Raw genomic sequence first — 24,114 nt, forward strand, 5'->3', positions numbered from 1 at the left:
CCGTCCCGGTCGCACGGGGGTGTCGTCCCGTCCCGCTCCCGGCCTGCTCCCGGCCCGTCCCGGCCCCGCGCCCACCGTGTTCCGCCCGTACGCCCGCCCGGTCCCGGCCCAGGCCGGGAGCGCCCGGGACACGCCCGCACCGACCCGCCGCGACCGGCGTACGGTGGAACTCGGAGGCCGTGTCATGCACGTCACCGGAACCCACTTCACCGACCGCACCGATGCGGGCCGTCGGCTGGCCGCCCGCCTCGCGCACCTCGCCGGCCCCGACACCGTGGTGGTCGCCCTGCCCCGGGGCGGGGTGCCGGTGGCCGCCGAGGTCGCGTCGGCGCTCGGCGCGCCGCTGGACATCTGCGTGATCCGCAAGCTCGGTGTGCCGTACCAGCCCGAGCTGGCCATGGGGGCGATCGGCGAGGACGGCGTCCGGGTGCTGAACGAGCAGATCCTCCGGCTCGCCGGCGTCGGCGACGAGCAGCTGGCGCAGGTGGAGCAGCGCGAGCGAACCGAACTGGCGCGCCGGGCGCGCCGCTACCGGGGCGACCGCCCGGCCACCGACCTGCGCGGACGCACGGTGCTCGTGGTGGACGACGGCATCGCCACCGGCTCCACCGCGAAGGCGGCCTGCCGGATCGTCCGGGCGCGCGGCGCGGCCCGGGTGGTGCTCGCCGTCCCGGTGGCTCCCCGGGACTGGACGGACCGGCTGTCCGAGGTCGCCGACGAGCTGGTCTGCGTCGACACGCCGTCCCCGTTCTTCGCGATCGGCGAGTTCTACGCCGACTTCTCGCAGACCGGTGACGAGGAGGTGCTGCGGCTGCTGGCCGAGGCCCGGGGCGAGGGGGAACGGTCCGGGGATCCGGGCGGTGTCGACCGCGAGCTGCTGCTGCCCGTCGCCGGGGTCCGCCTGGCCGGTCGGCTGGCCGTTCCGGCCGGGGCACGCGGGATGGTGGTGTTCGCGCACGGCAGCGGCAGCGGCCGGCACAGTCCGCGCAACCGGCACGTCGCCCGGTACCTGAACCGGGCGGGCCTGGGCACCCTGCTGTTCGACCTGCTCACCGAGGCCGAGGAGCCGGACCGGCGCAAGGTGTTCGACGTCGGGCTGCTCGGCTCCCGGCTGACCGCCGTCGCGCGGGAGCTGGACCGCACCGACGGCGCGCGCGGCCTGCCACTGGGCCTGTTCGGTGCCAGCACCGGGGCGGCCGCCGCGCTGTACACCGCCGCCGAGCTGGGCCCGGCCGTGCGCGCGGTGGTCTCCCGGGGCGGGCGCCCGGACCTCGCCGGGCCTGACGTCCTGGGCCGGGTGAGCGCACCGACCCTGCTCGTGGTCGGGTCCCTGGACGCCACCGTGCTCGACCTCAACCGGCAGGCGCGGGCCCTCCTGCCGGGCGAGAGCGAGCTGGCGGTGGTACCGCGCGCGAGCCACCTGTTCGAGGAGCCGGGCACCCTCGACCAGGCCGCTGAGCTGGCCGGGGACTGGTTCCTGCGCCACCTGCCGTCCCCCGACGGCTCGGGCGCCGAGGAGCGGTAGCGGCAGGTTGCGCAGATTTCGTGCGAGCACCGCCCGGTAGCAGCGCATTTTGTGCAGCCGCAGCCGGGATTTCCTGATCAGCTTGTACACATTGAGCAGTGAAAAATCGACCTGTTGCCCAACCCTCACGACAGGAGCAAGCTCTGCGCAACCGCACCGCCCACCCGTCCGCCGTGCGGCGGCGATCCACGCGATCCCACCGGAAGCCCCAAAGCCCCCGGAAACCCCCGGAAGCCTCAACGCCGAGGCCCTGAGTGGAGGAACGAGCGATGACCACGCAGTCCCACGCCCTTGAGCTGACCCCCGAGGAGCGCGAGGCCGGCCTCGACGCCGACCAGCTGCGCCGCCTCGTCGGCCTCGTCGAGCACGACCAGGCCTCCGACCCGTTCCCTGTCACCGCCCAGGACGCGGTCGTGTTCGTGGTCGGCAACGCCACCCAGACGGCCCAGTTCTACCAGGTCGTGTTCGGCATGGAGCTGGTCGCCTACTCCGGCCCGGAGACCGGCCGCCGCGACCGCAAGTCCTACGTGCTGCGCTCCGGCTCCTGCCGCTTCGTGATCAAGGGCGGAGTCCAGCCGGACAGCCCGCTGCTGGACCACCACCGCCGCCACGGCGACGGCGTGGTCGACCTCGCCCTGGAGGTCCCGGACGTCGACAAGTGCATCGAGCACGCCCGCGCCAACGGCGCCACCGTCCTCGAGGAGCCGAACGACGTCACGGACGAGAACGGCACCGTGCGCCGCGCGGCCATCGCCACCTACGGGGAGACCCGCCACACCCTGGTCGACCGCTCCCGCTACAGCGGCCCGTACCTGCCGGGCTACGTCGTCGCCAAGAGCACCGTCACCCACCCGGAGGGCTCGCCCAAGCGCCTGTTCCAGGCCCTGGACCACGCCGTGGGCAACGTCGAGCTGGGCCGGATGGACGAGTGGGTCCGGTTCTACAACCGGGTCATGGGCTTCGTGAACATGGCCGAGTTCGTCGGCGACGACATCGCCACCGAGTACTCCGCGCTGATGTCCAAGGTCGTCGCGAGCGGCAACCACCGGGTGAAGTTCCCGCTCAACGAGCCGGCCATCGCCAAGAAGAAGTCCCAGATCGACGAGTACCTGGAGTTCTACACCGGCCCCGGCTGCCAGCACATGGCGCTCGCCACCAACGACATCCTCACCACCGTGGACGTGCTGCGCGCCCGCGGCGTGGAGTTCCTGAACACCCCGGACGCCTACTACGACGACCCGGAGCTGCGCGAGCGCATCGGCAAGGTGCGGGTGCCGATCGAGGAGCTGAAGAAGCGCGGCATCCTGGTCGACCGCGACGAGGACGGCTACCTGCTGCAGATCTTCACCAAGCCGATCGGCGACCGCCCGACCGTCTTCTACGAGTTCATCGAGCGGCACGGTTCGCTGGGCTTCGGCAAGGGCAACTTCAAGGCGCTGTTCGAGTCCATCGAGCGCGAGCAGGACCGTCGCGGCAACCTGTGAGCGTCGGCCTACCCTGATTGACGCCGACCCTGACGGACGGTCGAGGAGGAGCACGGAGATGGCGTACTACCGGCAGCTGGGCAGCATCCCGCCCAAGCGGCACACCCAGCACCGCACACCCGAAGGCGGGCTGTACTACGAGGAGTTGATGGGCGAGGAGGGGTTCTCCTCCGACTCCTCGCTGCTCTACCACCGGGGCATCCCCTCGGCGGTGGTCAACGCGGTGCCCTGGGAACTGCCCGACCAGTCCACGGTGCCCAACCATCCCCTGCTCCCCCGCCACCTCAAGCTGCACGAGCTGTTCGCGGACCAGGAGTGGAAGTCCGCGGACGTCGTCGGCAGCCGCCGGCTGGTCCTCGGCAACGGCGACGTGCGGATCTCGTACGTCGCCGCCGGGGCCCCGAGCGAGTTGTACCGCAACGGGCTCGGCGACGAGTGCGTGTACGTGGAGTCCGGCGCCGGCACGCTGGAGACGGTCTTCGGCTCGATCGAGGTCGGCCAGGGCGACTACGTGATCATCCCGCGCGCCACCACCCACCGCTGGGTGCCGTCCGGGGACGAGCCGCTGCGCGCCTACTGCATCGAGGCGAACAGCCACATCACCCCGGTCAAGCGCTACCTGTCGAAGTACGGGCAGCTGCTGGAGCACGCGCCGTACTGCGAGCGGGACTTCCGCGGGCCGGTCGGGCCGCTCGTGGTCGACGCCCCCGGGGACGTCGACGTGCTGGTCAAGCACCGTGGTCCGAACGGGGTTTCGGGCACCCGCTACACCGTGCCGCACCACCCCTTCGACGTGGTCGGCTGGGACGGTTGCCTGTACCCGTACGCCTTCAACATCCGCGACTACGAGCCGATCACCGGGCGGATCCACCAGCCGCCGCCGGCCCACCAGGTGTTCGAGGGCAACGGCTTCGTGATCTGCAACTTCGTTCCCCGCAAGGTGGATTACCACCCGCTGTCGATCCCGGTGCCGTACTACCACGCCAACGTGGACAGCGACGAGGTCATGTTCTACTGCGGCGGCGACTACGCGGCGCGCAAGGGCTCGGGCATCGCCCAGGGCTCGATCTCGCTGCACCCGGGCGGGCACACCCACGGGCCGCAGCCGGGCGCGTACGAGCGCAGCATCGGCGCGGAGTTCTTCGACGAGCTGGCGGTCATGGTGGACACCTTCCGCCCGCTGGAGCTCGGCGAGGGCGGGCGCGCCAGCGAGGACGCCAACTACGCCTGGACGTGGGCGGGCCGGGGGCCCGGGCGATGAGCCCCGACACCACCCCTGCGTCCCCCTCCTCGGGCGGCTTCTCGGGGTCCTCCTCGGGCGACTGCTCGGGCTCCTCCTCGGGCGCCTTCGAGATCCCGGAGCTGTTCCGCGGACTCTTCGACGACGCGGCGGTGTTCCCGCCGGGGAACCTGCCGGTCGTCGAGGCGGTGCCCGCGCACCGCGCCCACCGCACGGCCTGGTACGCCGACGCGGTCGGCCCGTTCCTCTGCGGGGCGGGCCGGTTGGGCGAACTGGCCGCGGCGGCGGAGGGCACCGGGCCGCTCAGGGTCGGGCTGGTGCTGCCGGGGGGCAGCGCGGAGCTCGGGCCGGCGCTCGCCGCCGCCGCGCCGTTCGAGCTGGCCGGGGTCGAGCTGGCCACCCGGGACGCCGCCGAGGCGGTCGCCGAGCTGGACCGGCTGCTGCCCCCGGACGTGCCCGCCGCCGTCGAGCTGCCGCGTGAACTCCTGCGCGGGGACGGGCTGGACGAGACGCTGGACGTCCTGGTCGACAGCGCCTACCGGGCGAAGTTCCGCACCGGCGGGATCGTCGCGGAGGCGTTCCCGGGCGAGGACGAGCTGGCCGCCTTCCTCACCGGCTGCGCCCGGCGCGGCCTGCCGTACAAGTGCACGGCGGGCCTGCACAACGCCGTCCGGCACACCGATCCGCAGACCGGCTTCGAGCACCACGGCTTCCTCAACGTGCTACTGGCCGCCCAGGAGACGGACCGCGCCGCGGCCGCCGAGGTGCTGGCCGAGCGCGACGGCGAGGTGCTGGCCAAGGCCGTCCGCGCGTTGAGCGGCCACCAGGTTACGGTGATCCGCAACTCGTTCACCGCGTTCGGCACCTGCAGCATCGCCGAACCCCTGGACGACCTGGCCGCGCTCGGCCTGCTGTCGCCCAGTCCACTTGTCCAGGAGGACCGTTGAGCACCCCCCGCAGCTGGCTCGCCAGCGCCCAGGGCTCGCCGTTCGGCGTGCACAACCTGCCGTACGGCGTCTTCACCGCGGCCGACCAGCCCGGGCGGCGCCGGATCGGCGTGCGCGTCGGCGACTTCGTGCTGGACGCCGGGGCAGCCGCCCGCGCGGCCGGCGCGCCCTCGGCACTGCTGGACGCGGACTCGCTCAACCCGCTGATGGCGGCCGGACGTTCGGTCTGGACCCAGGTCCGGTCCGACCTCACCAGCTGGCTGACGGACGAGTCCTTCCGCGAGGCGCTGTCGCCGGCGCTGCTGCCGGCGGGCGAGGTCGAGCTGCACCTGCCGTTCGAGGTCGCGGACTACGTCGACTTCTACGCCTCCGAGCACCACGCCACCAACCTGGGCCGGATCTTCCGCCCGGGCTCGGAGCCGCTCACCCCCAACTGGAAGCACCTGCCGATCGGTTACCACGGTCGGGCGGGCACGGTGGTGGTGTCCGGCACGCCGGTGGTGCGTCCGCACGGACAGCGCAAGGCGCCCGCCGACGCCGCGCCGAGCTTCGGGCCGTCCCGGCGGCTGGACATCGAGGCCGAGGTCGGCTTCGTCGTCGGCACGCCGTCCGAGCTGGGCCGGCCGGTCGTGCTGGACGACTTCCGCGAGCACGTGTTCGGCGTCTGCCTGCTCAACGACTGGTCGGCGCGCGACATCCAGGCCTGGGAGTACGTGCCGCTCGGGCCCTTCCTGGGCAAGTCCTTCGCGACCTCGATCTCGCCGTGGATCGTGCCGCTGGATGCCCTGGAGCACGCCCGGGTCGCGCCGCCGGAGCGCGATGTCGAGCCGCTGGCGTACCTGGACGACCGCGGCGGCGAGCCGTGGGGTCTGGACCTGGCGATGGAGGTCCGGCTGAACGGGCACCTGGTCTCGCGCCCGCCGTTCGCCACCATGTACTGGACGGCGCAGCAGCAGCTGACCCACATGACCGTGAACGGCGCCTCGCTGCGCACCGGCGACCTGTTCGCCTCCGGCACGGTCAGCGGGCCGGAGCCGGACACCCGCGGCGCGCTGATCGAGCTGACCTGGAACGGCGAGGAGCCGCTCAAGCTGCCGGACGGGACGACCCGGACCTTCCTGGAGGACGGCGACGAGGTCGTCATCACGGCGACGGCCCCGGGACCGGACGGCATGGCGGTCGGCTTCGGCGAGGTCTCGGGCCGGGTGCGGGGCTGACGGTGTCGCCGCGCGGGTGACAAGCGACAACAGACAGATGACGGATAACAGCTGACAGATTTCATCATCTGAAATCCGTCAGCTGTTATCCGTTTCCCCGCCCTCCCCGTCCCGCCCCCGCTTTCCCTCCTACAGCCCCCTCCTACAGCCCCCTCCAGCCCCGCCGCCTACAACCCCGCGCCGCCCGTGGCGTCGATGACCCGCCCGGTGACCCAGCGCGCGTCGTCCGAGGCCAGGAACGCGACGATGTCCGCGATGTCCTCCGGCTGCCCGACCCGGCCGAGCGCGGCGATCGAGGCGGCGTACGCCTCCGCCTCCGGATTGCCGCGCAGCCAGCCCGCGTTGACGTCGGTGTCCACCACGCCGGGCGCGACCGAGTTCGCCGTGATGCCGCGCGGGCCGAGCTGCTTGGCGAGGTTGAGCGTGAAGGTGTCGAGCGCGCCCTTGGTCGCGCCGTAGGCGATGATCTCCGGCATCGCGAGCCGGGCGGCCCCGCTGGAGATGTTGACGATCCGCCCGCCGTCCCGCAGCCGCCGCAGTCCGTGCTGCACCACGAAGAACGGCGCCCGGACGTTCACCGCGAACACCGTGTCGAAGTCCTCCTCGGTCAGCGTCGCGAGGTCCGAACTGCGCCCGATTCCGGCATTGTTCACGATGATGTCGACCCCGCCGCCGCTCGCGTGCGCCCCGATCTCCGCGTCGAAGGCCGCCCACAGCGCGGCCGCGTCGCCGTGCCGTCCGAGTTCGGCCCGCAGCGCGAACGCCCGGCCGCCGTCGGTCCGGATCCCCTCGACCACCTCCCGCGCCGCCACCTCGTCCCGGGCGTAGCCGACCGCGACGGTGGCGCCCTCCCGCCCGAGCCGGCGGGCGATCGCCCGGCCGATGCCCCTGCTGCCGCCGGTGACCAGCGCCACCTTGCCGCGAAGCCCGTATCCGTGCGCGCCCATGCCTGAGCCCCCTCCTGTCGGGTCGAGTGACACCTCGACCATTTATTGAGCGATCGCTCAAGAAAAACCTAGCACACACTTTTTGAGTGACTGCTCTAAAATCACCTCCATGACCGACGCGGCGCCCCCCGAGAACGAGACGGCCGACCCCGCGCCCCGCCCCAGGCGCGGACGCCCGCCCGCCTTCGACCGGGAGGAGGCCCTGACGGCGGCGACCAGGCTGTTCTGGGAGCGCGGCTACGAGGCCACCTCCGTCACCGACCTCACCACCGCCATGGGCATCCGCCCCGGCAGCCTCTACGCCGCGTTCGGCGACAAGCGCACGCTCTTCGAGGAGGTGGTCCGTCGCTACGGACACTCCCCCGTCGGCGCGTTCGTCGGTGTCGCGCTGGCCGAGGAGACCTGTGCCCGCGCGGCCTTCACCCGGATCCTGCGCGAGGCCGCCGCCATCTACCCGGACCCGTCCCACCCGGCCGGCTGCCTGGTGATCACCGCCGCCACCAACGTCTCCCCGCAGGACGCCGGGGTCCAGGCCCACCTGCGCGAGCTGCGCAACCGCAACCGGCAGGTCTTCGCGGACCGGCTGCGCACCGCCCAGCTGGACGGCGAACTGCCACCGGGGGCCGACCCGGAGGCGCTGGCCGGGTACCTCGCCACGGTCATCCAGGGCATGTCCCAGCAGGCCCGCGACGGCGCCACCGCCGAGGACCTGGCCCGCGTCGCCGAACTCGCGCTGCGCGCCTGGCCGTGACGGCCGCGACAAACGTGACGGACATGACGGACGTGACGGACGTGCCGCCCGCCCCAGGTCCGCGGTCACACCGGCCTCGTGATCACACCACCCACCCGTCCCGGTACGGTGGACAGCGGAAGGCCGGATCACCGAGGGGACGGGAGCGATTCCGATGAGCGCAGAGGTGGCGGAGGTCCAGGTGGTCCTGGACCGCGACGGCGGTCTCGGACGGATCGTGCTGAACCGCCCGCGGGCGCTCAACTCGCTCACCCACGGCATGATCGCCACCATCCGCGCGACGCTGGACGACTGGGCCGCCGACGACCGGGTGCGCGCCGTCGTCCTGACCGGCGCCGGCGAGCGCGGCCTCTGCGCGGGCGCGGACCTGCGCGCGATGCACCGCGAGGTCGTGGCCGGCGGAGCCGGCACCCGGGCGTTCTTCCGCGACGAGTACCGGCTGAACGCGCTGATCGCCCGCTACCCGAAGCCGTTCGTCGCGCTGATGGACGGCATCACCATGGGCGGCGGTGTCGGCCTGTCCGGCCACGGCGCGGTGCGGGTCGTCACCGAGCGCTCCACCGTCGCGATGCCCGAGACCCGGATCGGACTCGTTCCGGACGTCGGCGGCAGTCGCCTGCTCGCCCGCGCCCCCGGCGAGTTGGGCACCCACCTCGGCCTCACCTCCGCCTCGATGGGCCCCGGCGACGCCCTGCTCTGCGGCTTCGCGGACCACTTCGTCCCGTCCGCGCGCATCCCCGAGCTGCTCGAGGCCCTCGCCCGCGACGCCGAGCCCGCCACGACCGTCGCCGCCCACGCCGAGCCCCCGCCGCCCGCCGAACTCGCCGAACAGCGCGACTGGATCGACACCTGCTACGCGGCCGACACCGTCGAGGAGATCGTCGAGCGACTACTCGACTCCGGTGTGCCGGAGGCGAAGGAGTCCGCCGAGCTGGTGCTCGGGAACTCCCCCACCGCCGTCAAGGTCACGCTGGCCGCCCTGCGCCGAGCCCGTGCGCTGCCCTCGCTGGAGGCCGTGCTCGACCAGGAGTACCGGATCTCCTGTGCCGCGCTGGACGGGCCCGACCTGGTCGAGGGCATCCGCGCCCAGGTGATCGACAAGGACCGCAACCCGCAGTGGTCGCCGCGTACGCTGGCCGACGTGACGGATGCCGACGTCGCGCGCTTCCTCGCCCTGCGCGAAGGCGACGAGCTGGGCCTGGCCTGACCGGCCCCCGGCCGATCCCGCCGCCCCCTTCCCGGAAAGCCTGGAGAACGCCATGGCCCACCCGGCGCCGGCGCCTCCACCGGCGCCTCCAGCGACGCCTCCAGCGATGCCGACGCCGGGCGGGGAGACCGACCCGCTGTCCCGGATCCGCTCGGCGAGCAGGTGCACGGACTGCTGCTGGAGGGCCTGCTGGGCGGCCGCTGGCAGTCCGGGGATGCATCGTCGAGCGACGCCTGGCGGCCGAGTTGAACGTCAACCAGGCGCCGGTGCGCGAGGCGCTGCGCTCGCTGCAGACCCTCGGACTGCTCGACGCCGAGCCCAGCCGGGGCGTGCGGGTGCGCGAGATCGGCCCGGCCGAGCTGAGCGAGGTGTACCAGGTGCGGGCGGCACTGGAGCAGCCGGCCGCCGAGGCGGCCGTGATCCGGCTGGCCGGGAACACCGGGGTGCTGGAGCGACACGTCGAGCTGATGGCGGCGGCGGCCGCAGCCGGTGACGTCCTCGGGCAGGCCCGGCATGTGACGCCGCCAACCTGGCCCAGGCGGCGGCCGGTACGGGCGCGGCGGCCCCGGTCCCGTACGTGACCCGGGCGCTGGCCGGGGTGCCCGGGCCGGGGCTGGCGGTCAGCGACTGGATGCGCGCGGTGCCGGACCAGATCCGGCCCTGGTGGAGCAGGACTGGATCCGGCCTTGGGTGGAGCAGGACTGGACGTCCCTGGGCACCGACGGCTTCGGTCTCTCGGCCAGCCGGGCGGCGACCCGCTGGCACTTCGGTGTGGACGCCGAGTCGGTGACCGTCGCCGCGCTGACCGCCCTGGCCGGCCGGGGCGAGGTCAAGGCCGAGACCGTACGGATGGCGGCGGAACGCCACGGCGTCCGGTTCTGAGCCTTCCGCTGCTCCGGCTACCGGCTGGCGACGAGCTGGTGACCGGCGTCTCGCATGTCAAGACTGGCGCGAGGCAGGGCGGGTCGTAGATCGTTGGGTGGTCAGGGCGCGCCCGCGCGGCGCCGAGCAGTGAATGGCCGAGCAGCGGATTGGAAGTAACGGCGATGACCGAGACCGAGACCGAGACCTACGAGACGATCCTGGTCGAGCGCAAGGGCCGGGTCGGGCTGATCACGCTCAACCGGCCCAAGGCGCTCAACGCGCTGAACACCCAGCTGATGAACGAGGTCGTGGCGGCCGCCACCGCCTTCGACCGGGACCCGGAGATCGGCTGTCTGGTGATCACCGGGTCGGAGAAGGCCTTCGCAGCGGGCGCCGACATCAAGGAGATGCAGGGCAACCGCTTCCCGGACGTCTACCTGGACGACTGGCTGGGCCCGTGGGACCGCATCGCCGCGCTGCGCAAGCCGGTGGTCGCGGCGGTGGCCGGATTCGCGCTGGGCGGCGGCTGCGAGCTCGCGATGATGTGCGACATCCTGCTGGCCGCGGACACCGCGAAGTTCGGGCAGCCGGAGATCAAGCTCGGGGTGCTCCCGGGCATCGGCGGCTCGCAGCGACTGACCCGCGCGATCGGCAAGGCGAAGGCGATGGACCTGTGCCTGACCGGTCGGATGATGGGCGCGGAGGAGGCGGAGCGGGCCGGCCTGGTCGCCCGGATCGTCCCGGCCGACCAGCTGCTGGCCGAGGCGCTCGCCACCGCCGAGGCCGTCGCGGCGATGTCCACTCCGGCCGCGATCATGCTCAAGGAGAGCGTCAACCGCTCCTTCGAGACCACGCTGGCCGAGGGCGTCCGCTTCGAGCGCCGACTGTTCCACTCGGTCTTCGCCACGGCCGACCAGAAGGAGGGCATGGCGGCCTTCGCCGAGAAGCGGGCGCCGAAGTTCGAGAACCGCTGACGGCGGACGGCTGGCGGCTGACGCGCGACGGATGACAGCTGACGGATTTCAGATGATGAAATCTGTCAGCTGTCATCCGTCATCTGTTTGCTGTCATCTGTTTGTTGTCATCTGTTTGTTGTCATCTGCTTGCTGCTTGCTGCCAGCCGTCCGCCGTCAGCTGTTACTCCCGCCCTCGTCAGCCCTCCTCCACCAGCACCGTGTTCAGCCGCGCCAGTCCGCTGCGGGTGGCGGCGACCACGATGCGGTCGCCCGGGGCCAGCCGCCGGGTGCGGTCCGCGAAGCCCCAGTGCAGCTGGTTGCTGCGGGCGAAGCGGGCGGCGATCACCCGGACCCCGCCCGGGTCCTCCAGGTCGTGCCGGTTCAGGCCGATCAGTCCGCTGCCGTCCTCCACCGTCAGCTCGGCGATCAGCAGCACGTGCCGGAACACGGACAGCGTCCCGCGCACTTCGCTGCCCATCAGGGCGGCGGCGAAGGCGGGCGCGGCCAGGTAGGAGACCGAGCGGGAGGCCGCGTTGTCCAGCGTCTTGTAGAAGTGGCCGGCGAAGTCGTCGTCGAACAGCCGGACCACGACCCGGACGTCGGGATTGCCGTGGCGCGCCTCCAGGGCCGCCTCCAGGTTGGTGGCGTCGTCCCCGCTGAGTGCGATCACCGCCCGGCTGTGCTTGAGCCGGGCCCGGCGCAGCTGTTCCTCGAACGGCCCGTCGCCCAGCACGACCGGGATGCCGAGCGCCCGGACGGCGGCGATGCCGCGGGCCTGCGGATCGCGCTCCATGCAGACCACCGGCACCCCCATCTCGTGCAGCTGGGTCGCGACCCGGGTGCCGACGTTGCCGAGTCCGACAACGATCACGTGGTCCCGGGTGCCCGCGCTCGGGTTGCGGGGCAGCCCGCGCCGCCCGGAGCCGAGCACCTCGACCGCGATGGCGGTGGCGACCGGCGCGAAGGTGATCCCGCAGATGGTGATCACCACCTGGGCGACCCGTTGCCAGGCCCCGCCCGTCCCGGTCCCGTTGGCGATGTCGGCCTGCTGGTCGGGCTGGGCGGCGCCGGCCAGGTCGAGCAGGGAGATGTAGACGGTCCAGCCGAAGTCCCGGTTGAGGTACCAGAGCACGGCGAAGGCCATCAGCACGGCGGCGAGCGCGATGAGCAGCACCACCCGCAGCCTGGCGCTGGTGAGGAGGCGCATGGTGTCGAGCACCCGCCAGCGCAGCCGCCGCACCCAGCTGATGGGTTCCCTGGGCTCCATCCGCAGGGCCTGCAGCGCGGCGATCCCACCCGGCGACTCCTCCGGCTCGGGTCCGGGCGCGGATTCGGGGGCGGGTCCGGGCGCGGATTCGGGGGCGGGTCCGGGCGCGGATTCGGGGGCGGGTCCGGGCGCGGATTCGGGCGCGGGTTCAGCCTCAGGTGCGGGTTCAGCCTGGGGTGCGGGCTCCGGCTCTGGCTCCGGATCCGGCACCGGTTCGCGGCGCGCCCCGCCCGGCCGGACCGGTCCCTCGTCGCCGAACTCGCGGGCGAGCCGGACGAACTGGGCCGAGTCGCCCTCCTGCTCCGGCAGCAGGCGGATCTTGCTGAGGTCCTGCCGGTCGATCTGGTCGGCGACCACGCAGATCCGGTCCGCGGTGATGGCGTCGTCGAAGGCGATGTGCAGGTAGCGGCCGCCGATCTCGACCGAGTTGGGCCTGCCGAGCGCGGCGGCGGCGAAGGCCGGGGCGGCGGTGGCGGAGCCGGAGAGCGCGGCGCCGTTCCTGAGCAGCCGTTCGATGTTCTCGCCGAGGCGCTGGTTGAACATCCGGAACACGATCCGGATGTTCGGGTTGTGGCCCTGGGCGCTGAGCGCGGCGTGGATGTTGTCCTGGTCGCTGCCCTCGACCAGGGCGAGGCCGCGGGCGGTGTCGATGGACACCGCTCGCAGCGCCTCCTCGGTCAGGTTCGGGTACTCGACCACGGCCGCGACGCCCGCGATCCGTTCGATCTGCGGCACATGGTCGCGGGTGCGATCGGCGACCAGGACGACCACCGGGACTTCGTAGTGCTCGACGAGCTCCAGGACCAGCCGGTGGGCCAGCGCGTTGCCCCCGCAGACGATGTAGTGCTGGCTGATCGGCTCGACCGGAGGGGTCCCCCACCCTTCAGAAGTCATACCGCCGGATGATATCGACGGCAGATGGCCGGAAGATGTCGTTCCGGCAGCCAAGGGGCATCATTCGAACGGGCCTACCCACCGCGCGGTCTGACGGCGGTACGAAGAGGCTGGGGTTCGTTCCCTGCCCCCGACCCCGAGGAGTACGCCGCCGTGGCCCCTCCGATCATCACCCCCGAAGGTTCCCCGGTCCAGGGGCCGCTCGGCCTGCTCGCCAAGGCCGCCTGGCAGGTCCTGCTCGCTGCCGGCGTCGCCTCGCTCGCCCTCGGGATCGTCGTCTTCGCCTGGCCGCGCCAGACCCTGCTGGTGGTGGGCGTGCTGTTCGGCCTCTACCTGCTGGTGATCGGCGTCGTTCAGCTGGTCGCCGCATTCGGTACCCACACCACCACCGCGCTGCGGGTGCTGGCGTTCATCAGCGGCGCGATCAGCGTGCTGCTCGGCCTGCTCTGCTTCCGCAGCGCGGTGCAGTCGCTGCTGCTGCTCGCCCTCTGGATCGGGATCGGCTGGTTGTTCCGCGGCATCACCCAGCTGGCCGCCGCGATCTCCGACCCGCTGATGCCCGCACGCGGCTGGCAGGCCTTCGCGGGCGTGGCCAACACCCTGGCCGGCGTGCTGCTGATCGTCTGGCCGGTCGGCTCGATCGCCGCGCTGACCGTGCTGGCCGGGTGCTGGCTGGTGATCCTGGGCTTGGTCGAGATCGCGACCGCCGTCCAGGTCCGCAGCCAGGCCAAGCGGATCCCGTCCGGAGTCTGACTCACCAGCAACAGCACCAGCGCCACCGCCGGTGCCGTCGCCGTCGGGGGCCGCCACCGACCAGGGCCGTCGTGCTACATCGCCCCCTCCCGGTTACGGCCGGGGCGCGTAGCCGAGCCGGAAGGTGGCGGCCTCCAGCCGTTCCGGGCCGAACCGGACGTCGGTCAGCCGCTCGGCGAGCGCGAACGCCGCCTCGGTGTGCAGCTCGTACCGCTCCCCGTTCAGCGGGAAGCCGCAGGCCGTCAGCAAGTCGGCGGTGCCGGGGGCCTCGGCGTCCGAGCCGAACCGCTGGTCGGCGAAGAGCGGCTCGAACTCCAGCCGGCAGACTCCGTGCTCCCACCAGTTGAAGTGGTCCACCGCGTTGACGTTCCGGAAGTGCGAGACCAACCGGGTGCCCTCGGAGAGCCGGAGTATGACCTCGCGCAGGCTGCCGAGGTAGCCGTACGGCTCGACCGCGAAGGCCCAGCCGTCGAACTCGGTGACGGCGACGAGCAGCCGGTCCTCGTCCAGGTCGAACAGCGCCTCGGCCTCCTCGTCCTCCCCGTCGTCGAAGGTCTCCCACGCGGCGAGCACGGCGTCCAGCCCGGTCACCTCCCGTCCGGTCAGGGCGTCGAAGCGGCGCAGCAGTTCGTCGGCGCCGATCCCCTGGACCTGGGTGAGGCAGTAGGCCTCGCCCAGGACGGGGTAGCGCTGTTCGAACCAGGTGTAGTCGGTGGCGTGTGCGGCGGTCATGCCCAGAATGCTGTCAGATCCCACTGACACCGCCCGCCGCACCCCTCGTCGCTCAGAGCCATATCGGTGCGTCCGTCCCCCAACGCACGGGCGGGCGGGCCCAGTCGGCGGGCGCGCCGTCGTAGCCGAGCGGCGGCAGGGCGTAGCGCAGCCGCCCGTACGCGGAGTCGGCACCGGTGAGCCAGCGCGCCGCGTCGTACGGCTCGGTGCCCGGGTTCGGCGCGTCGGTGGGCTCGGGCTGGATGCCGTGCAGCAGCCAGGAGGCCGTGCCGGCGAGAGAGAAGCGCAGGTGGCGGCCGCCGGGGCGGTGGGTGCGCTGCTCGGTGAGGGCGCGCAGGACGGCGGCGGCGAGCAGGTAGCCGGTGCCGTGGTCGAGCGCCTGGGCGGGCAGCACACCGGGCCGGCCGTCGGGGGACGCCTCGTGGGCGGCGATGCCGACGCCGGCCTGGACCAGGCTGTCGAAGCCGCGGCGCCCGGCCCACGGTCCGGTCCAGCCCCAGGCACAGAGCTGGGCGAGGATCAGGTCGGGGCGTCGCTCGAACAGCGCCTCGGGCGCGAGGCCGTGGGCGTCGAGGGCACCGGGCCGGTAGCCGGAGACGACCACGTCGGCGGTGTCGAGCAGGCCCTCGAAGGTGGCGCGGTCGGCCGGATCGGCGAGGTCCAGGCTGGTGGAGCGCTTGCCGAAGCCGGTGTCGGCGTGGGCGTCGTCGGCCTCGGGCAGCCGGGGCGAGTCGATCCGCAGCACATCGGCGCCGAGCAGGGCGAGGGTACGGGTGGCGACCGGTCCGGAGATCACCCGGCTGACGTCCAGGACCCGGATCCCGGCGGCCGGCCGGTCCACCGGGACCGCCTCGAGCGGACGGACCGGCGCGAAGCCGACCTCCCGGCACTCCACCAGGGGGTGCACGGCCGTACTCACCGGCGCGACCGCCACGGCGAGCGCTCCCGCCTCGTACGCGCGCTCCTGTACCTCCTCGGCCGGCAGCTTGCCGAGCGCCTCGGCGAGCTGCTCGGGCCCGGCGTCGGAGACGAGGCCGAGGGCGGCCAGCAGCCGGTCGCGGTGGTGGGGGTAGTTGGCGTGAGTGCGGATCCAGCCGTCGGCCGTGCGCCAGAAACCGGAGAGCGGCGCGAAGCTGACGGGCTTGCGGCCGTCGATCTCCAGGTGCCGCTCGCTGACGAAGGAGGTGGCGACCGCGCCCTCGTCCACCCGAACGGCGGGGACCGGCCCGCCGCCGCGGTGCGCGGCGAGTTCGGCGGCGGCCAGCGAGCAGGCGGCCACGGTGGCCCGGGCGAGCCGGCGCACCGGCAGGCCGGAGGGCAGACCGCCCTGCGGGCCCTGGAAGCTCACCCGGTCCAGCAGCTCGGCCGGTCCGCCGAGGGCGGCCCAGACGTCGGCGGTGGGACGGTCGACGGACCTGGGCTCGGGCTCGGGCCTGGTCTCGGGGTCGGGCCTGGGCTCGGGGACGGACTCGGACTCGGGGTCAGACTCGGGGTCGGACTCGGGCCTGGGCTCGGACGGTGTCGGACGATCGGTCATGCCGGGCATTGTGCTCCGCATCCGATCCGCTCGCCGTGACGCCCACCACCGGCTGCGCACCGGCCGTCCCCGACCGACCCCCGGGGCACTTCCCGACCGAACTCCCCGCTCCCCGGTCGGCCGGGATTCCCGCAGGTCGGAGCCCGACTGACGAGGGAACAGGCGGACTCCCGCCGGAGCCTTCCGACCGGCGGGTTAGGGTGCGGAGCAGCGGCCACGCGGCCGGCGCACGGGGGCTGAGTGACAAGGGGGACGCATGCCAACGATCCGCCGTCTCGACCTGGGCTACATCGTCCGGCCGGCCTCCGAGGTGGGCGGGCCCGAGCCGCGGGTGGAACCGGTATTCGCGTACCTGGTCCGGGGACCGGAGGGGTTGCTGCTGTTCGACACCGGGATCGGCGCGGGCTCGCCGGAGACCGAGGCGCACTACCGCCCGGTCCGCCGCCCGCTGCCGGGGGCGCTCGCCGCGGCGGGCGTCTCGGTCTCCGACATCGACCTGGTGGTCAACTGCCACCTGCACTTCGACCACTGCGGCGGCAATCCCCTGTTCGCCGGGACGCCGGTCCTCGTCCAGTCCGGTGAGCTGGCCACCGCCCGGCGCGGCGACTACACCATCGACTGGCTGGTCGACTTCCCCGGCGCCGTCCACCGCGAGCTCGACGGCGAGACCGAGATCTGGCCCGGCGTCCGGGTGCTGCCCACCCCCGGACACACCGAGGGCCACCAGTCCCTGCTGGTCGAACGGCTGGGCGACTGCACCGTGCTGCTGGCCGGGCAGGCGTACGACTTCGCCACCGAGTACGGGCAGGCGGTGCTCGCCCGGCAGGCCGCGCGCGAGGGGGTGGCCGAGCCGCTGCCCAGCTACCGGGCCTGGTTGGACCGGGCCGCGGAGTTCGCGCCGCGCCGGGTGCTCTTCGCGCACGATCACGCGGTCTGGGAACCCGCCTGATCGATCCCCCGGGACCGTTGCGGGTCCTCGCCCAGGGCGCGAAGTAGAAGATTCACAATATTCTGAGAATTCAGAAGTTGAAACGCCGCGAGGAGTGGACCCGGTGGGTCGAAGCTGGACGGGACGAGCACCGGCTCGCCGGCCGACCGCGCCTCGGGCAGCCGGGTGAACAGCTCGCGGAACAGCGTCATCTGGGGGCGCAAACCGTGGCCGATGGCGCGGTCGCCGAAGTGGACCGGGGCGGGGTGGCGGCGCAGCTCGGCGAAGGCGGCGGCGCGGGCGGGGGCGGGTGCCAGAACCGCGGGTTCGGTGAGGTCCGGGATGCCGTCGCCGGGGGCAGAGGTCTCCGCCGGGGCGTCCATGGCCACGCCTCCTGCTTCCGAGCTTCTGAGCGGGTTCGCCCAGCACCTACGTTCCATGGCAGGAGATGCACATTCAGTGAGCGAAAGGAGCGGGTGCCAAGCCTTGATCGGTCGATCCGACGGGCCGGGGCATGTTCTCACGAGCCGGAACCGGCCATGACCGGAGGGTGCGGTACGGCCGCGGCACGACTGGTGCGACGATGAGTGCCATCGTGATGACCGACCGGATCCGCCTGCTGCGCGCCGCGGTCTTCGCCGCGCTATGCGTGGCGATGGCCGCCACGGCGCACGTCGCCATGGCCGGGGCCGGGGTCTCGCCTCCGGTACTGCTCGGCGCCTTCGGGGCGGTCCTCGGACTGACCTGGCTGCTGGCCGGGAAGCGGCGCGGACTCGGCGTGATCAGTGTCTGGATGGTCGCGGCGCAGAGCGCGCTGCACCTGCTGTTCGAACAAGCCGGCACGGTCGGCCGTGGAGGCGCCGGTCTCGGCCGGCTCGCCACCACGGACTGGACCTCCCTGCTGCTCTGCAACCCGCACCGGGCCGGCAGCGGGCTCTCACCCGCCGAGCTGGCACGGATGGCGGGCATCGACCCGGACGTCCCGCCAGCCGTCGGCAGCCTGCGGCCGATGGCGGGGATGCACCACGGGGCGGCGGGGTCGGTCAACGGGGCCGCCCTGGACATGGGACTGCCGGGGGCGAAGGCGATGCCGGGGATGCCCGGGATGCCGGGCACGTCCTCGGGGATGACGCACCAGATGTCCGCCGGAATGTCCGGTCAGATGTCCGGTGGGATGTCCGGTGGAATGTCGCACGGCATGTCGCCGGGAATGGCGCTCGCCCACGTCCTGGCGGCGCTCGCCTGTGCGCTGCTGCTCTGGCGCGGTGACGCCGCGCTGGTCCGGGTGTTCGAGCTGCTCACCGCGCTCGGGTCGGTGGTCGCGGGAGTGCTGCTGCTCCCGCTGCTGACGCTGTTCGCGCGCCCCCTCGGGTACCGGCAGCCGGCCGCGCCCCGGCCCGCCGACCGACCGGCCCGGCTGGCCGGGGCGGTGCTGCTCACCCATGCCGTCGTCCGACGCGGGCCGCCGGCCTTCGCCCTCGCCTGCTGACGCGCCCGCCGCGCTCCTCCCCCTCCGGCCGAACCCCGGCCGCCACCGGGACCTCCGCGTCGGGCAGGTCGCCCTGCCGCGCCGCCGCGCCCTGCGCCGCCACGTCCAGTGCCGTCGCAGCGTGCGCCGCCGTGCCGTCAGGGCTCGGGCCCCGCGTCCGCGTCCGCCGCCACCCCCTGCGGGAGGTGCGGTGTGGCGCGCGGCCGGCCCATGGACGCCTGCGGTGCCGCCGTGCGCGGCGCCGCCCCCAGCCTTCCCCTCGGGACCTTCCCATGTCTCACTTCGACGGCACACCGGTTCGCACCGACGTCACCGTCCTACCGTTCCGCGGCCTGCGGCCCCTCCGGCGCGCGACTGACCGGACCACCCAGGGCCAGCCGGGCCGACAGCCCGGCCGACCACTCCGCCGACGGTCCGTCGGCGGCGGCTGCCGACACCTGGGTGCGCAGTCGCTCGGCCCGCTCCAGCCAGTCCCGGCAGCCGGTGCAGCGTGCCAGGTGCTTGTCCAGCCGGGTGCCGGTCAGGCCGCTCGGTTCGCCGTCGAGCCGGGCGGACAGAGCGGTACGAAACTGCGCGCATCTCATAAGACCATCGTCCCGCACGGCCACCAGGCCGGGACCGGACGGGTCGCGGTCGATCCGGTCGCGGCCGGCGCAGTCGCGGCCAGCATGGTCGCGGCCGGGGGGATCGGAGGCCGCCGTGGATGACGACCAGCTCACCGCGCTCGCGCTGAGCGCCCGCTCGGGCCGGGCCGCCGACGTCGAGGCCTTCATCCGGGCGACCCAGCGGGACGTCTGGCGCTTCGTCGCCCACCTGACCGATGTGCAGTCCGCCGACGACCTCGCCCAGGAGACCTTCCTACGGGCGCTGCGCGGCCTCCCCGCCTTCGCCGGACGCTCCTCGGCCCGGACCTGGCTGCTGTCGATCGCCCGACGTACGGTGATCGACCGCTACCGAATGGCCGCCGCCCGGCCGCGCTGCGCGGCGCTGCCGGACTGGCAGGAGGCGGCGGAACGGCAGGGCGGCACCCCGGCGACCGGATTCGAGGACGGGATCGCCCTCGGGGACCTGCTCGAACGGGTGCCCGCGCAGCGGCGGGAGGCCTTCGTACTGACCCAGGTGGTCGGCCTGAGTTATGCCGAGGCGGCCGCGGTCGCCGGATGCCCGGTCGGCACCGTCCGCTCCCGGGTCGCCCGCGCGCGCGAGGAGCTGATAGCGCGACTGCGGGCGGCCGAGGCCGGGGAGCTCGCGGCGGCCTGCTGAGCGGCGGCCCCGGACGGGCGACCCGGGAGCGGACGAACGACGGACAGATGACAGATGACAGCGAACGGATAACAGATTTCGAAATCTGTCATCTGTCATCTGTCATCCGTTCGCTGAAAGTTGTTCGCCGGAAAAATTCCCCCACCTGTTCGGAACCAGAGCCCCCGTGCCCCCCGACTGCTGTGCCGGACACCGCCGCCGAGGCGGCGTCCGGCACAGCAACGGGGCAACGGAGGACCTTCATGCGAGCGCAACACGCGATCATTACCACTAATCTGACGGATAATCAGAAACAACTCGTCGACCCGTGGCGGCTGGTCATGGCCGCCGGGCTGCTCTCGTTCGTCGCGATGCTCGACATGAACGTGGTCAACCTGGCGCTCACCGACATACCTCCGGGCTGCACGTTTCCGCCGAAGCCGCGCAGTGGGCCGTTCTCCGCTACCAACTCCCGCCGGTGGCCCTACTGTTGCCCGCCGGGCGGTGGCTCGACCACGTCGGCACCCGGTCCGCGCTGCTGCTCGCGGTGAGCTGCTTCGCGACCTGCAGCGTGCTGGCCGCCCTCGCCCCGTGGGCGAGTTGGCTGATCGCGTCCCGTCTGCTGCAAGGCTCCTTCGGGGCCGTGCTGTTCGTCCTGATGCCGGTGCTGGCCGCGACCTCCGTCCGGCCCGAGCTGCGCGGGCGGGCGATGAGCGTGCCCGCGACGCTGGGGCCGCTCGGGGCCGTCACCGGTCCGGTGGTCGGCGGCCTGCTGCTGGACCATCTCGGCTGACGGGCGATCTTCCTGGTCAAACTGCCGGTCTGCCTGGCCGCCGTCCTGATCGTGCGCCGCCACGCCCCACGGCGCGGCGCGTTGCGCCTGCCCGACCGGGGTTCGCTCGGCGACGGCGCCCTGATCGGCGCCGCGGTGGCCGCCCTCCCGCTCGGGCTCACCCTGGCGCCGAAGGCCCCGCAGTGGCTGCTGCTCGCACTGCCCGCCACGCCGCTGGTGCTGCTGTGGCTGCGCCGCCCGGGGCGGTCGGCCGGTCGCCATGGTGCTGCGGGCCGCCGGGACTGCCGGGGTGAACGCCTCGGTGCTCGCACTCACCGCCAGCGGAGTTCGACGCCCGCCCGGAGCACTTCCCGTACCAGCTCGCACAGTTGGCGGACTTCATCGACGCCGGCGAGCCGATCGTCTTCACCCTGCCGGGCTTCCCGTGCAAGTCACCGAACCCGGCGAAGGTACTCGGCCACCTGCCCGACGAGGGCGAGCGGCTGTCCCTGACCTTCCTCGACGAGCTGTGCGTCCGGATAGGCCGGATCCACCCGCCCGGGGCACGGATCCTGATCTGCTCGAACGGTCACATCTTCGGCGACCTGATCAACGTCCCCGACGACCACATCGACGAGTACTCCGACGAGTTGACCGCGATGATCGAGCGCGAGGGGCTGCATCACCTCGACACCTTCGACCTGCGGGCGGTGCTCGGTGACCTGCCGTACGACGACAAGCGCGCCCGGGTGCACGAGCGGTACGCGCCCAGCGCCGAGGAGTTGCGTGTCGACGTAGAGGTCGGCGCCGGAGCCGAGCAGCTTCTCCTTGGGGACGGTCTTGTCACCGAGCACCGGCACCTTGGCGCCCTGTTCGGCCAGTGCCGCCGGCAGGGTGCCCTTGCCGGGCGGGAAGCCCGTGCCGATCACCCGGTCGCCCGCGCCGAGTTGGAGCAGCATCTCCAGGCTCACCGCGTTGCTGGTGACGATCCTGGTCGGGGCCTTGGCGATGGTCGTCTCCTTGCCCACGCAGTCGGCGACCGTCACGGGGTAGCCCCCGGCCGGAGCGGCCTGGGCGGTGACGGAGACACTGCCCCCGCTACCGCTTCCGCAGGCCGTGGCGAGCAGAGCGACGGCGGCCGCGATGCCGCAGACGACGCGAGGGCGCATGAGAACTCTCCTGGTCGGTGATCGTGCTGGGGCCCGCGCTGCGGACCCGGACCAGGTAGTCGGACCGGGCCCCGGCGGGTTCCCGGGAATTCCCGGAAAATCCCGGCGACTTCGGCTCCTTCTCGAGCGCCCACACGCACCCGCGCGCGGCGCAGCGCACGTAGGGTGGCCGGATGGCCGACCCCACCGAAGCGCGCGACGACCTCGACCTGCCCGTACCGCTCGGTCCGCACCCGCCGCGCCGGGTGGTCTCGCTGGTGCCCTCGCTGACCGAGGCCGTCGCCGCCACCGCGCCCGGCCTGCTGGTCGGCGCCACCAACTGGTGCAGCCACCCCGCCGACCTGGCCGTGACCCGGATCGGCGGCACCAAGAACCCGGACCTGCCGGGCGTCCTCGCCCTCGCCCCCGACCTGGTGATCGCCAACGACGAGGAGAACCGCCGCCCCGACCTGGACGCGCTGCGGGCGGCCGGGGTGCCGGTCTGGGCCACCGACATCCGCACCCTGGACGACGCCTTCCGATCGCTGGAGCGGCTGCTCACCGTCGCCTGCCGGCTGCCGCGCCCCTACTGGCTGGACCAGGCGGAAGCCGCCTGGCGCGACGTCCGACCGGCGGGTGCCCGACCAGACGTCCCACCGACGTCGGCCCGACAGGACGCCCCACCGACCGCGGCCCGGCAGGACGTCCGGCCGGCGGCCGACGGCCCGCGGGCGATCGTGCCGATCTGGCGTCGCCCGTGGATGGTGCTCGGCCGCGACACCTTCGCCGGGGACCTGCTGCATCGTCTCGGCCTGCGGCTCGTCCACGCCGAACACCCCGAGCGCTACCCGGCCGTGCCGCTGCCCGAACTGCTGGCGAGCCGGCCGGAATTGGTGGTGCTGCCGGACGAGCCGTACCGCTTCACCGCCGAGGACGGGCCGGAGGCGTTCCCCGGCATCCCGGTCGCGCTGGTCAGCGGACGGCACCTGACCTGGTACGGCCCCTCCCTGGTGACCGCGCCGGCCGTCCTCCGGCGAGCGATCGACCACCCGTTCGTACAAGGCGCGAGGACCACATCGTAGGATGACCGCCACTCGCCGGGATCACCGGTTCACCGGCGACAAGTGGGGGGAACCACCGATGAAGTTGAGCACCACCCGGCGGACGACCGTACTGGTGTCCGCCGTCGCCGTCTCGACCGCCGTCCTGGCGGGCTGCGGCACCGAGAGCAGCGACAAGCACCCGAACGCGGCGTCGAGCACCACGCTCACGGCGGCCACCGCCACGGCCGGCGACACGCCCAGCGCCAGCCCGTCCGCGAGCGCCGCCCCGACGCCCACCGACTCGGCGTCCGCCGGTGCCTCGCACAGCCCGAGCGCCGGCCCGAGCAAGTCGGCGAAGGCCACGCCCGGCGCCCAGGCCGGCAACACCAAGAACGGCGGCGGCAACGCGGCCGGCGCACCCGCCCCCCAGCCGCCGGTCGAGAAGCCCGCCATCCCCGCGCCGGTACCCAGCGCCAAGCCCGGCGCCGTCGCCCTCCCGCCGCCGCCCGCGCCGCCCGTCCCGCACGTGCCCCCGCTGCAGAGCGGCTGCCAGCCCAGCAAGCCGCAGCCCGACGAGCCCAAGGCGACCGTCGGCGCGGCCCTCACCACGGCGGCCGGCCAGTCCCGGGTGCTCACCCTCAGCTCGGGCGGCACCGACAAGCTCCCGCCGCTGCCGGCCAACCTGGTCAAGGCGATCGCCTGGCAGGAGAGCGGCTGGCAGTCCGGCATCCTCGCCTGCGACGGCGGGATCGGCACCATGCAGATCATGCAGAACACCGTCGGCTGGATGAACGGCAAGTACGGCACCAGCTCCGACCCCAAGACGCTCAACGGGAACGTCCAGCTCGGCACCCAGCTGCTCGACTGGCTGGTCGCCTACTACGGCGACTCCTCCTTCGGCGGCAAGTACGACCTCTCCCCCGACCCGGCCACCGGCAAGACGCCGCTGCTCGACCTGGTCATCTCGGCGTACAACGCGGGCGCCGGCAACGTGCACTACACCACCGTCACCGATCCGACCACGGGCGAGATCGTCGGCAGCCTGGACATCCCCAACCCGAAGTACGTCTCCAACGTGAAGGCGCTGATGGCCAGCCAGCCGTGGAACAAGGCGGGCTGACCGGGCCCCTCCTCCTCCCCTACTACGGCCGCTACCACGCCCGTAACGGCA

At 73.2% G+C, this 24,114-nt stretch carries 24 protein-coding genes; 18 read left to right on the forward strand and 6 right to left on the reverse strand.

What is annotated here, in order from left to right:
* The first annotated feature begins 184 nt into the window (after positions 1–184).
* The 5 genes from O1G21_RS09210 (at position 185) to fahA (ending at position 6,413) form a co-directional block, all read left to right on the forward strand.
* Positions 185–1,525: a phosphoribosyltransferase gene (locus O1G21_RS09210; RefSeq protein WP_270142384.1), complete on the forward strand. Its 1,341-nt coding sequence runs from the start codon at positions 185–187 to the stop codon at positions 1,523–1,525.
* 269 nt (positions 1,526–1,794) lie between these two features.
* Positions 1,795–3,009: a 4-hydroxyphenylpyruvate dioxygenase gene (hppD, locus tag O1G21_RS09215; RefSeq protein ID WP_270142386.1), complete on the forward strand. Its 1,215-nt coding sequence runs from the start codon at positions 1,795–1,797 to the stop codon at positions 3,007–3,009.
* Between the two features lie 58 nt (positions 3,010–3,067).
* The gene (locus tag O1G21_RS09220; protein ID WP_270142389.1) at positions 3,068–4,270 is read left to right on the forward strand and encodes a homogentisate 1,2-dioxygenase; all 1,203 of its coding nucleotides are present in this window, start codon (positions 3,068–3,070) and stop codon (positions 4,268–4,270) included.
* Positions 4,267–5,196: a hypothetical protein gene (locus O1G21_RS09225; RefSeq protein WP_270142391.1), complete on the forward strand. Its 930-nt coding sequence runs from the start codon at positions 4,267–4,269 to the stop codon at positions 5,194–5,196. Before O1G21_RS09220 ends, O1G21_RS09225 begins: the two co-directional genes overlap by 4 nt.
* Entirely contained in the window at positions 5,193–6,413 is a 1,221-nt protein-coding gene (gene fahA, locus O1G21_RS09230; RefSeq protein WP_270142393.1) for a fumarylacetoacetase, read from the forward strand. The genes O1G21_RS09225 and fahA overlap by 4 nt, the downstream gene beginning before the upstream one ends.
* A gap of 167 nt (positions 6,414–6,580) precedes the next feature.
* Here fahA and O1G21_RS09235 read toward each other — a convergent pair whose 3' ends face one another.
* On the reverse strand, positions 6,581–7,360 hold the full coding sequence (locus O1G21_RS09235; protein WP_270142395.1) for an SDR family oxidoreductase: 780 nt from the start codon (positions 7,358–7,360) through the stop codon (positions 6,581–6,583).
* 109 nt (positions 7,361–7,469) lie between these two features.
* Between O1G21_RS09235 and O1G21_RS09240 the strand changes: the two genes are divergently transcribed.
* From O1G21_RS09240 to O1G21_RS09260, 5 genes are all read left to right on the forward strand, one after another.
* Positions 7,470–8,111 (forward strand): TetR/AcrR family transcriptional regulator, encoded by a 642-nt coding sequence (locus tag O1G21_RS09240; RefSeq protein ID WP_270142398.1) that lies wholly within the window; start codon positions 7,470–7,472, stop codon positions 8,109–8,111.
* Positions 8,112–8,265: 154 nt separating this feature from the next.
* Entirely contained in the window at positions 8,266–9,318 is a 1,053-nt protein-coding gene (locus O1G21_RS09245) for an enoyl-CoA hydratase/isomerase family protein (protein ID WP_405000611.1), read from the forward strand.
* Entirely contained in the window at positions 9,228–9,899 is a 672-nt protein-coding gene (locus O1G21_RS09250; protein WP_270142400.1) for a GntR family transcriptional regulator, read from the forward strand. Before O1G21_RS09245 ends, O1G21_RS09250 begins: the two co-directional genes overlap by 91 nt.
* Positions 9,900–9,981: 82 nt before the next feature.
* Positions 9,982–10,200: a hypothetical protein gene (locus O1G21_RS09255; RefSeq protein WP_405000612.1), complete on the forward strand. Its 219-nt coding sequence runs from the start codon at positions 9,982–9,984 to the stop codon at positions 10,198–10,200.
* Between the two features lie 164 nt (positions 10,201–10,364).
* Positions 10,365–11,156, forward strand: coding sequence for an enoyl-CoA hydratase (locus O1G21_RS09260; protein WP_270142402.1), 792 nt, complete (start codon positions 10,365–10,367; stop codon positions 11,154–11,156).
* Positions 11,157–11,334: 178 nt separating this feature from the next.
* On the opposite strand, the gene O1G21_RS09265 is transcribed toward O1G21_RS09260, so the two are convergent.
* Entirely contained in the window at positions 11,335–13,299 is a 1,965-nt protein-coding gene (locus O1G21_RS09265) for an NAD-binding protein (RefSeq protein WP_270142404.1), read from the reverse strand.
* A 153-nt stretch (positions 13,300–13,452) separates the two neighbouring features.
* Here O1G21_RS09265 and O1G21_RS09270 point away from each other — a divergent pair, with 153 nt between their 5' ends.
* The gene (locus tag O1G21_RS09270) at positions 13,453–14,052 is read left to right on the forward strand and encodes an HdeD family acid-resistance protein (protein ID WP_270142406.1); all 600 of its coding nucleotides are present in this window, start codon (positions 13,453–13,455) and stop codon (positions 14,050–14,052) included.
* Between the two features lie 93 nt (positions 14,053–14,145).
* Here O1G21_RS09270 and O1G21_RS09275 read toward each other — a convergent pair whose 3' ends face one another.
* Both O1G21_RS09275 and O1G21_RS09280 read right to left on the reverse strand, forming a co-directional pair.
* On the reverse strand, positions 14,146–14,784 hold the full coding sequence (locus tag O1G21_RS09275; protein WP_270142407.1) for a DUF6461 domain-containing protein: 639 nt from the start codon (positions 14,782–14,784) through the stop codon (positions 14,146–14,148).
* A 52-nt stretch (positions 14,785–14,836) separates the two neighbouring features.
* A complete protein-coding gene (locus tag O1G21_RS09280; protein ID WP_270142409.1) occupies positions 14,837–16,321 on the reverse strand; it encodes a CoA transferase in 1,485 nt (494 codons plus the stop codon).
* A gap of 256 nt (positions 16,322–16,577) precedes the next feature.
* Between O1G21_RS09280 and O1G21_RS09285 the strand changes: the two genes are divergently transcribed.
* On the forward strand, positions 16,578–17,270 hold the full coding sequence (locus O1G21_RS09285) for an N-acyl homoserine lactonase family protein (protein WP_270142411.1): 693 nt from the start codon (positions 16,578–16,580) through the stop codon (positions 17,268–17,270).
* Here the strand turns inward: O1G21_RS09285 and O1G21_RS09290 are convergent.
* Positions 17,246–17,632: a hypothetical protein gene (locus O1G21_RS09290; RefSeq protein WP_270142412.1), complete on the reverse strand. Its 387-nt coding sequence runs from the start codon at positions 17,630–17,632 to the stop codon at positions 17,246–17,248. The genes O1G21_RS09285 and O1G21_RS09290 overlap by 25 nt on opposite strands.
* A 200-nt stretch (positions 17,633–17,832) precedes the next feature.
* Here O1G21_RS09290 and O1G21_RS09295 point away from each other — a divergent pair, with 200 nt between their 5' ends.
* The gene (locus O1G21_RS09295) at positions 17,833–18,738 is read left to right on the forward strand and encodes a hypothetical protein (protein ID WP_270142413.1); all 906 of its coding nucleotides are present in this window, start codon (positions 17,833–17,835) and stop codon (positions 18,736–18,738) included.
* A gap of 317 nt (positions 18,739–19,055) precedes the next feature.
* On the opposite strand, the gene O1G21_RS09300 is transcribed toward O1G21_RS09295, so the two are convergent.
* Positions 19,056–19,322: a zf-HC2 domain-containing protein gene (locus O1G21_RS09300; RefSeq protein WP_270142414.1), complete on the reverse strand. Its 267-nt coding sequence runs from the start codon at positions 19,320–19,322 to the stop codon at positions 19,056–19,058.
* Positions 19,323–19,437: 115 nt separating this feature from the next.
* Here O1G21_RS09300 and O1G21_RS09305 point away from each other — a divergent pair, with 115 nt between their 5' ends.
* From O1G21_RS09305 to O1G21_RS09330, 5 genes are all read left to right on the forward strand, one after another.
* Complete coding sequence (locus O1G21_RS09305; protein WP_270142416.1) at positions 19,438–20,001, forward strand: sigma-70 family RNA polymerase sigma factor; 564 nt, start codon at positions 19,438–19,440, stop codon at positions 19,999–20,001.
* Between the two features lie 457 nt (positions 20,002–20,458).
* Positions 20,459–20,773, forward strand: coding sequence for an MFS transporter (locus O1G21_RS09310; RefSeq protein WP_270142417.1), 315 nt, complete (start codon positions 20,459–20,461; stop codon positions 20,771–20,773).
* A gap of 368 nt (positions 20,774–21,141) precedes the next feature.
* Entirely contained in the window at positions 21,142–21,942 is an 801-nt protein-coding gene (locus O1G21_RS41725; RefSeq protein WP_405000613.1) for an L-tyrosine/L-tryptophan isonitrile synthase family protein, read from the forward strand.
* A gap of 152 nt (positions 21,943–22,094) precedes the next feature.
* On the forward strand, positions 22,095–22,982 hold the full coding sequence (locus tag O1G21_RS09325) for a helical backbone metal receptor (protein ID WP_270142419.1): 888 nt from the start codon (positions 22,095–22,097) through the stop codon (positions 22,980–22,982).
* Between the two features lie 58 nt (positions 22,983–23,040).
* Complete coding sequence (locus O1G21_RS09330) at positions 23,041–24,063, forward strand: transglycosylase SLT domain-containing protein (protein ID WP_270142421.1); 1,023 nt, start codon at positions 23,041–23,043, stop codon at positions 24,061–24,063.
* Positions 24,064–24,114 lie beyond the last annotated feature (51 nt).

The sequence above is a fragment of the Kitasatospora cathayae genome, from assembly GCF_027627435.1.
GTDB lineage: Bacteria > Actinomycetota > Actinomycetes > Streptomycetales > Streptomycetaceae > Kitasatospora > Kitasatospora cathayae.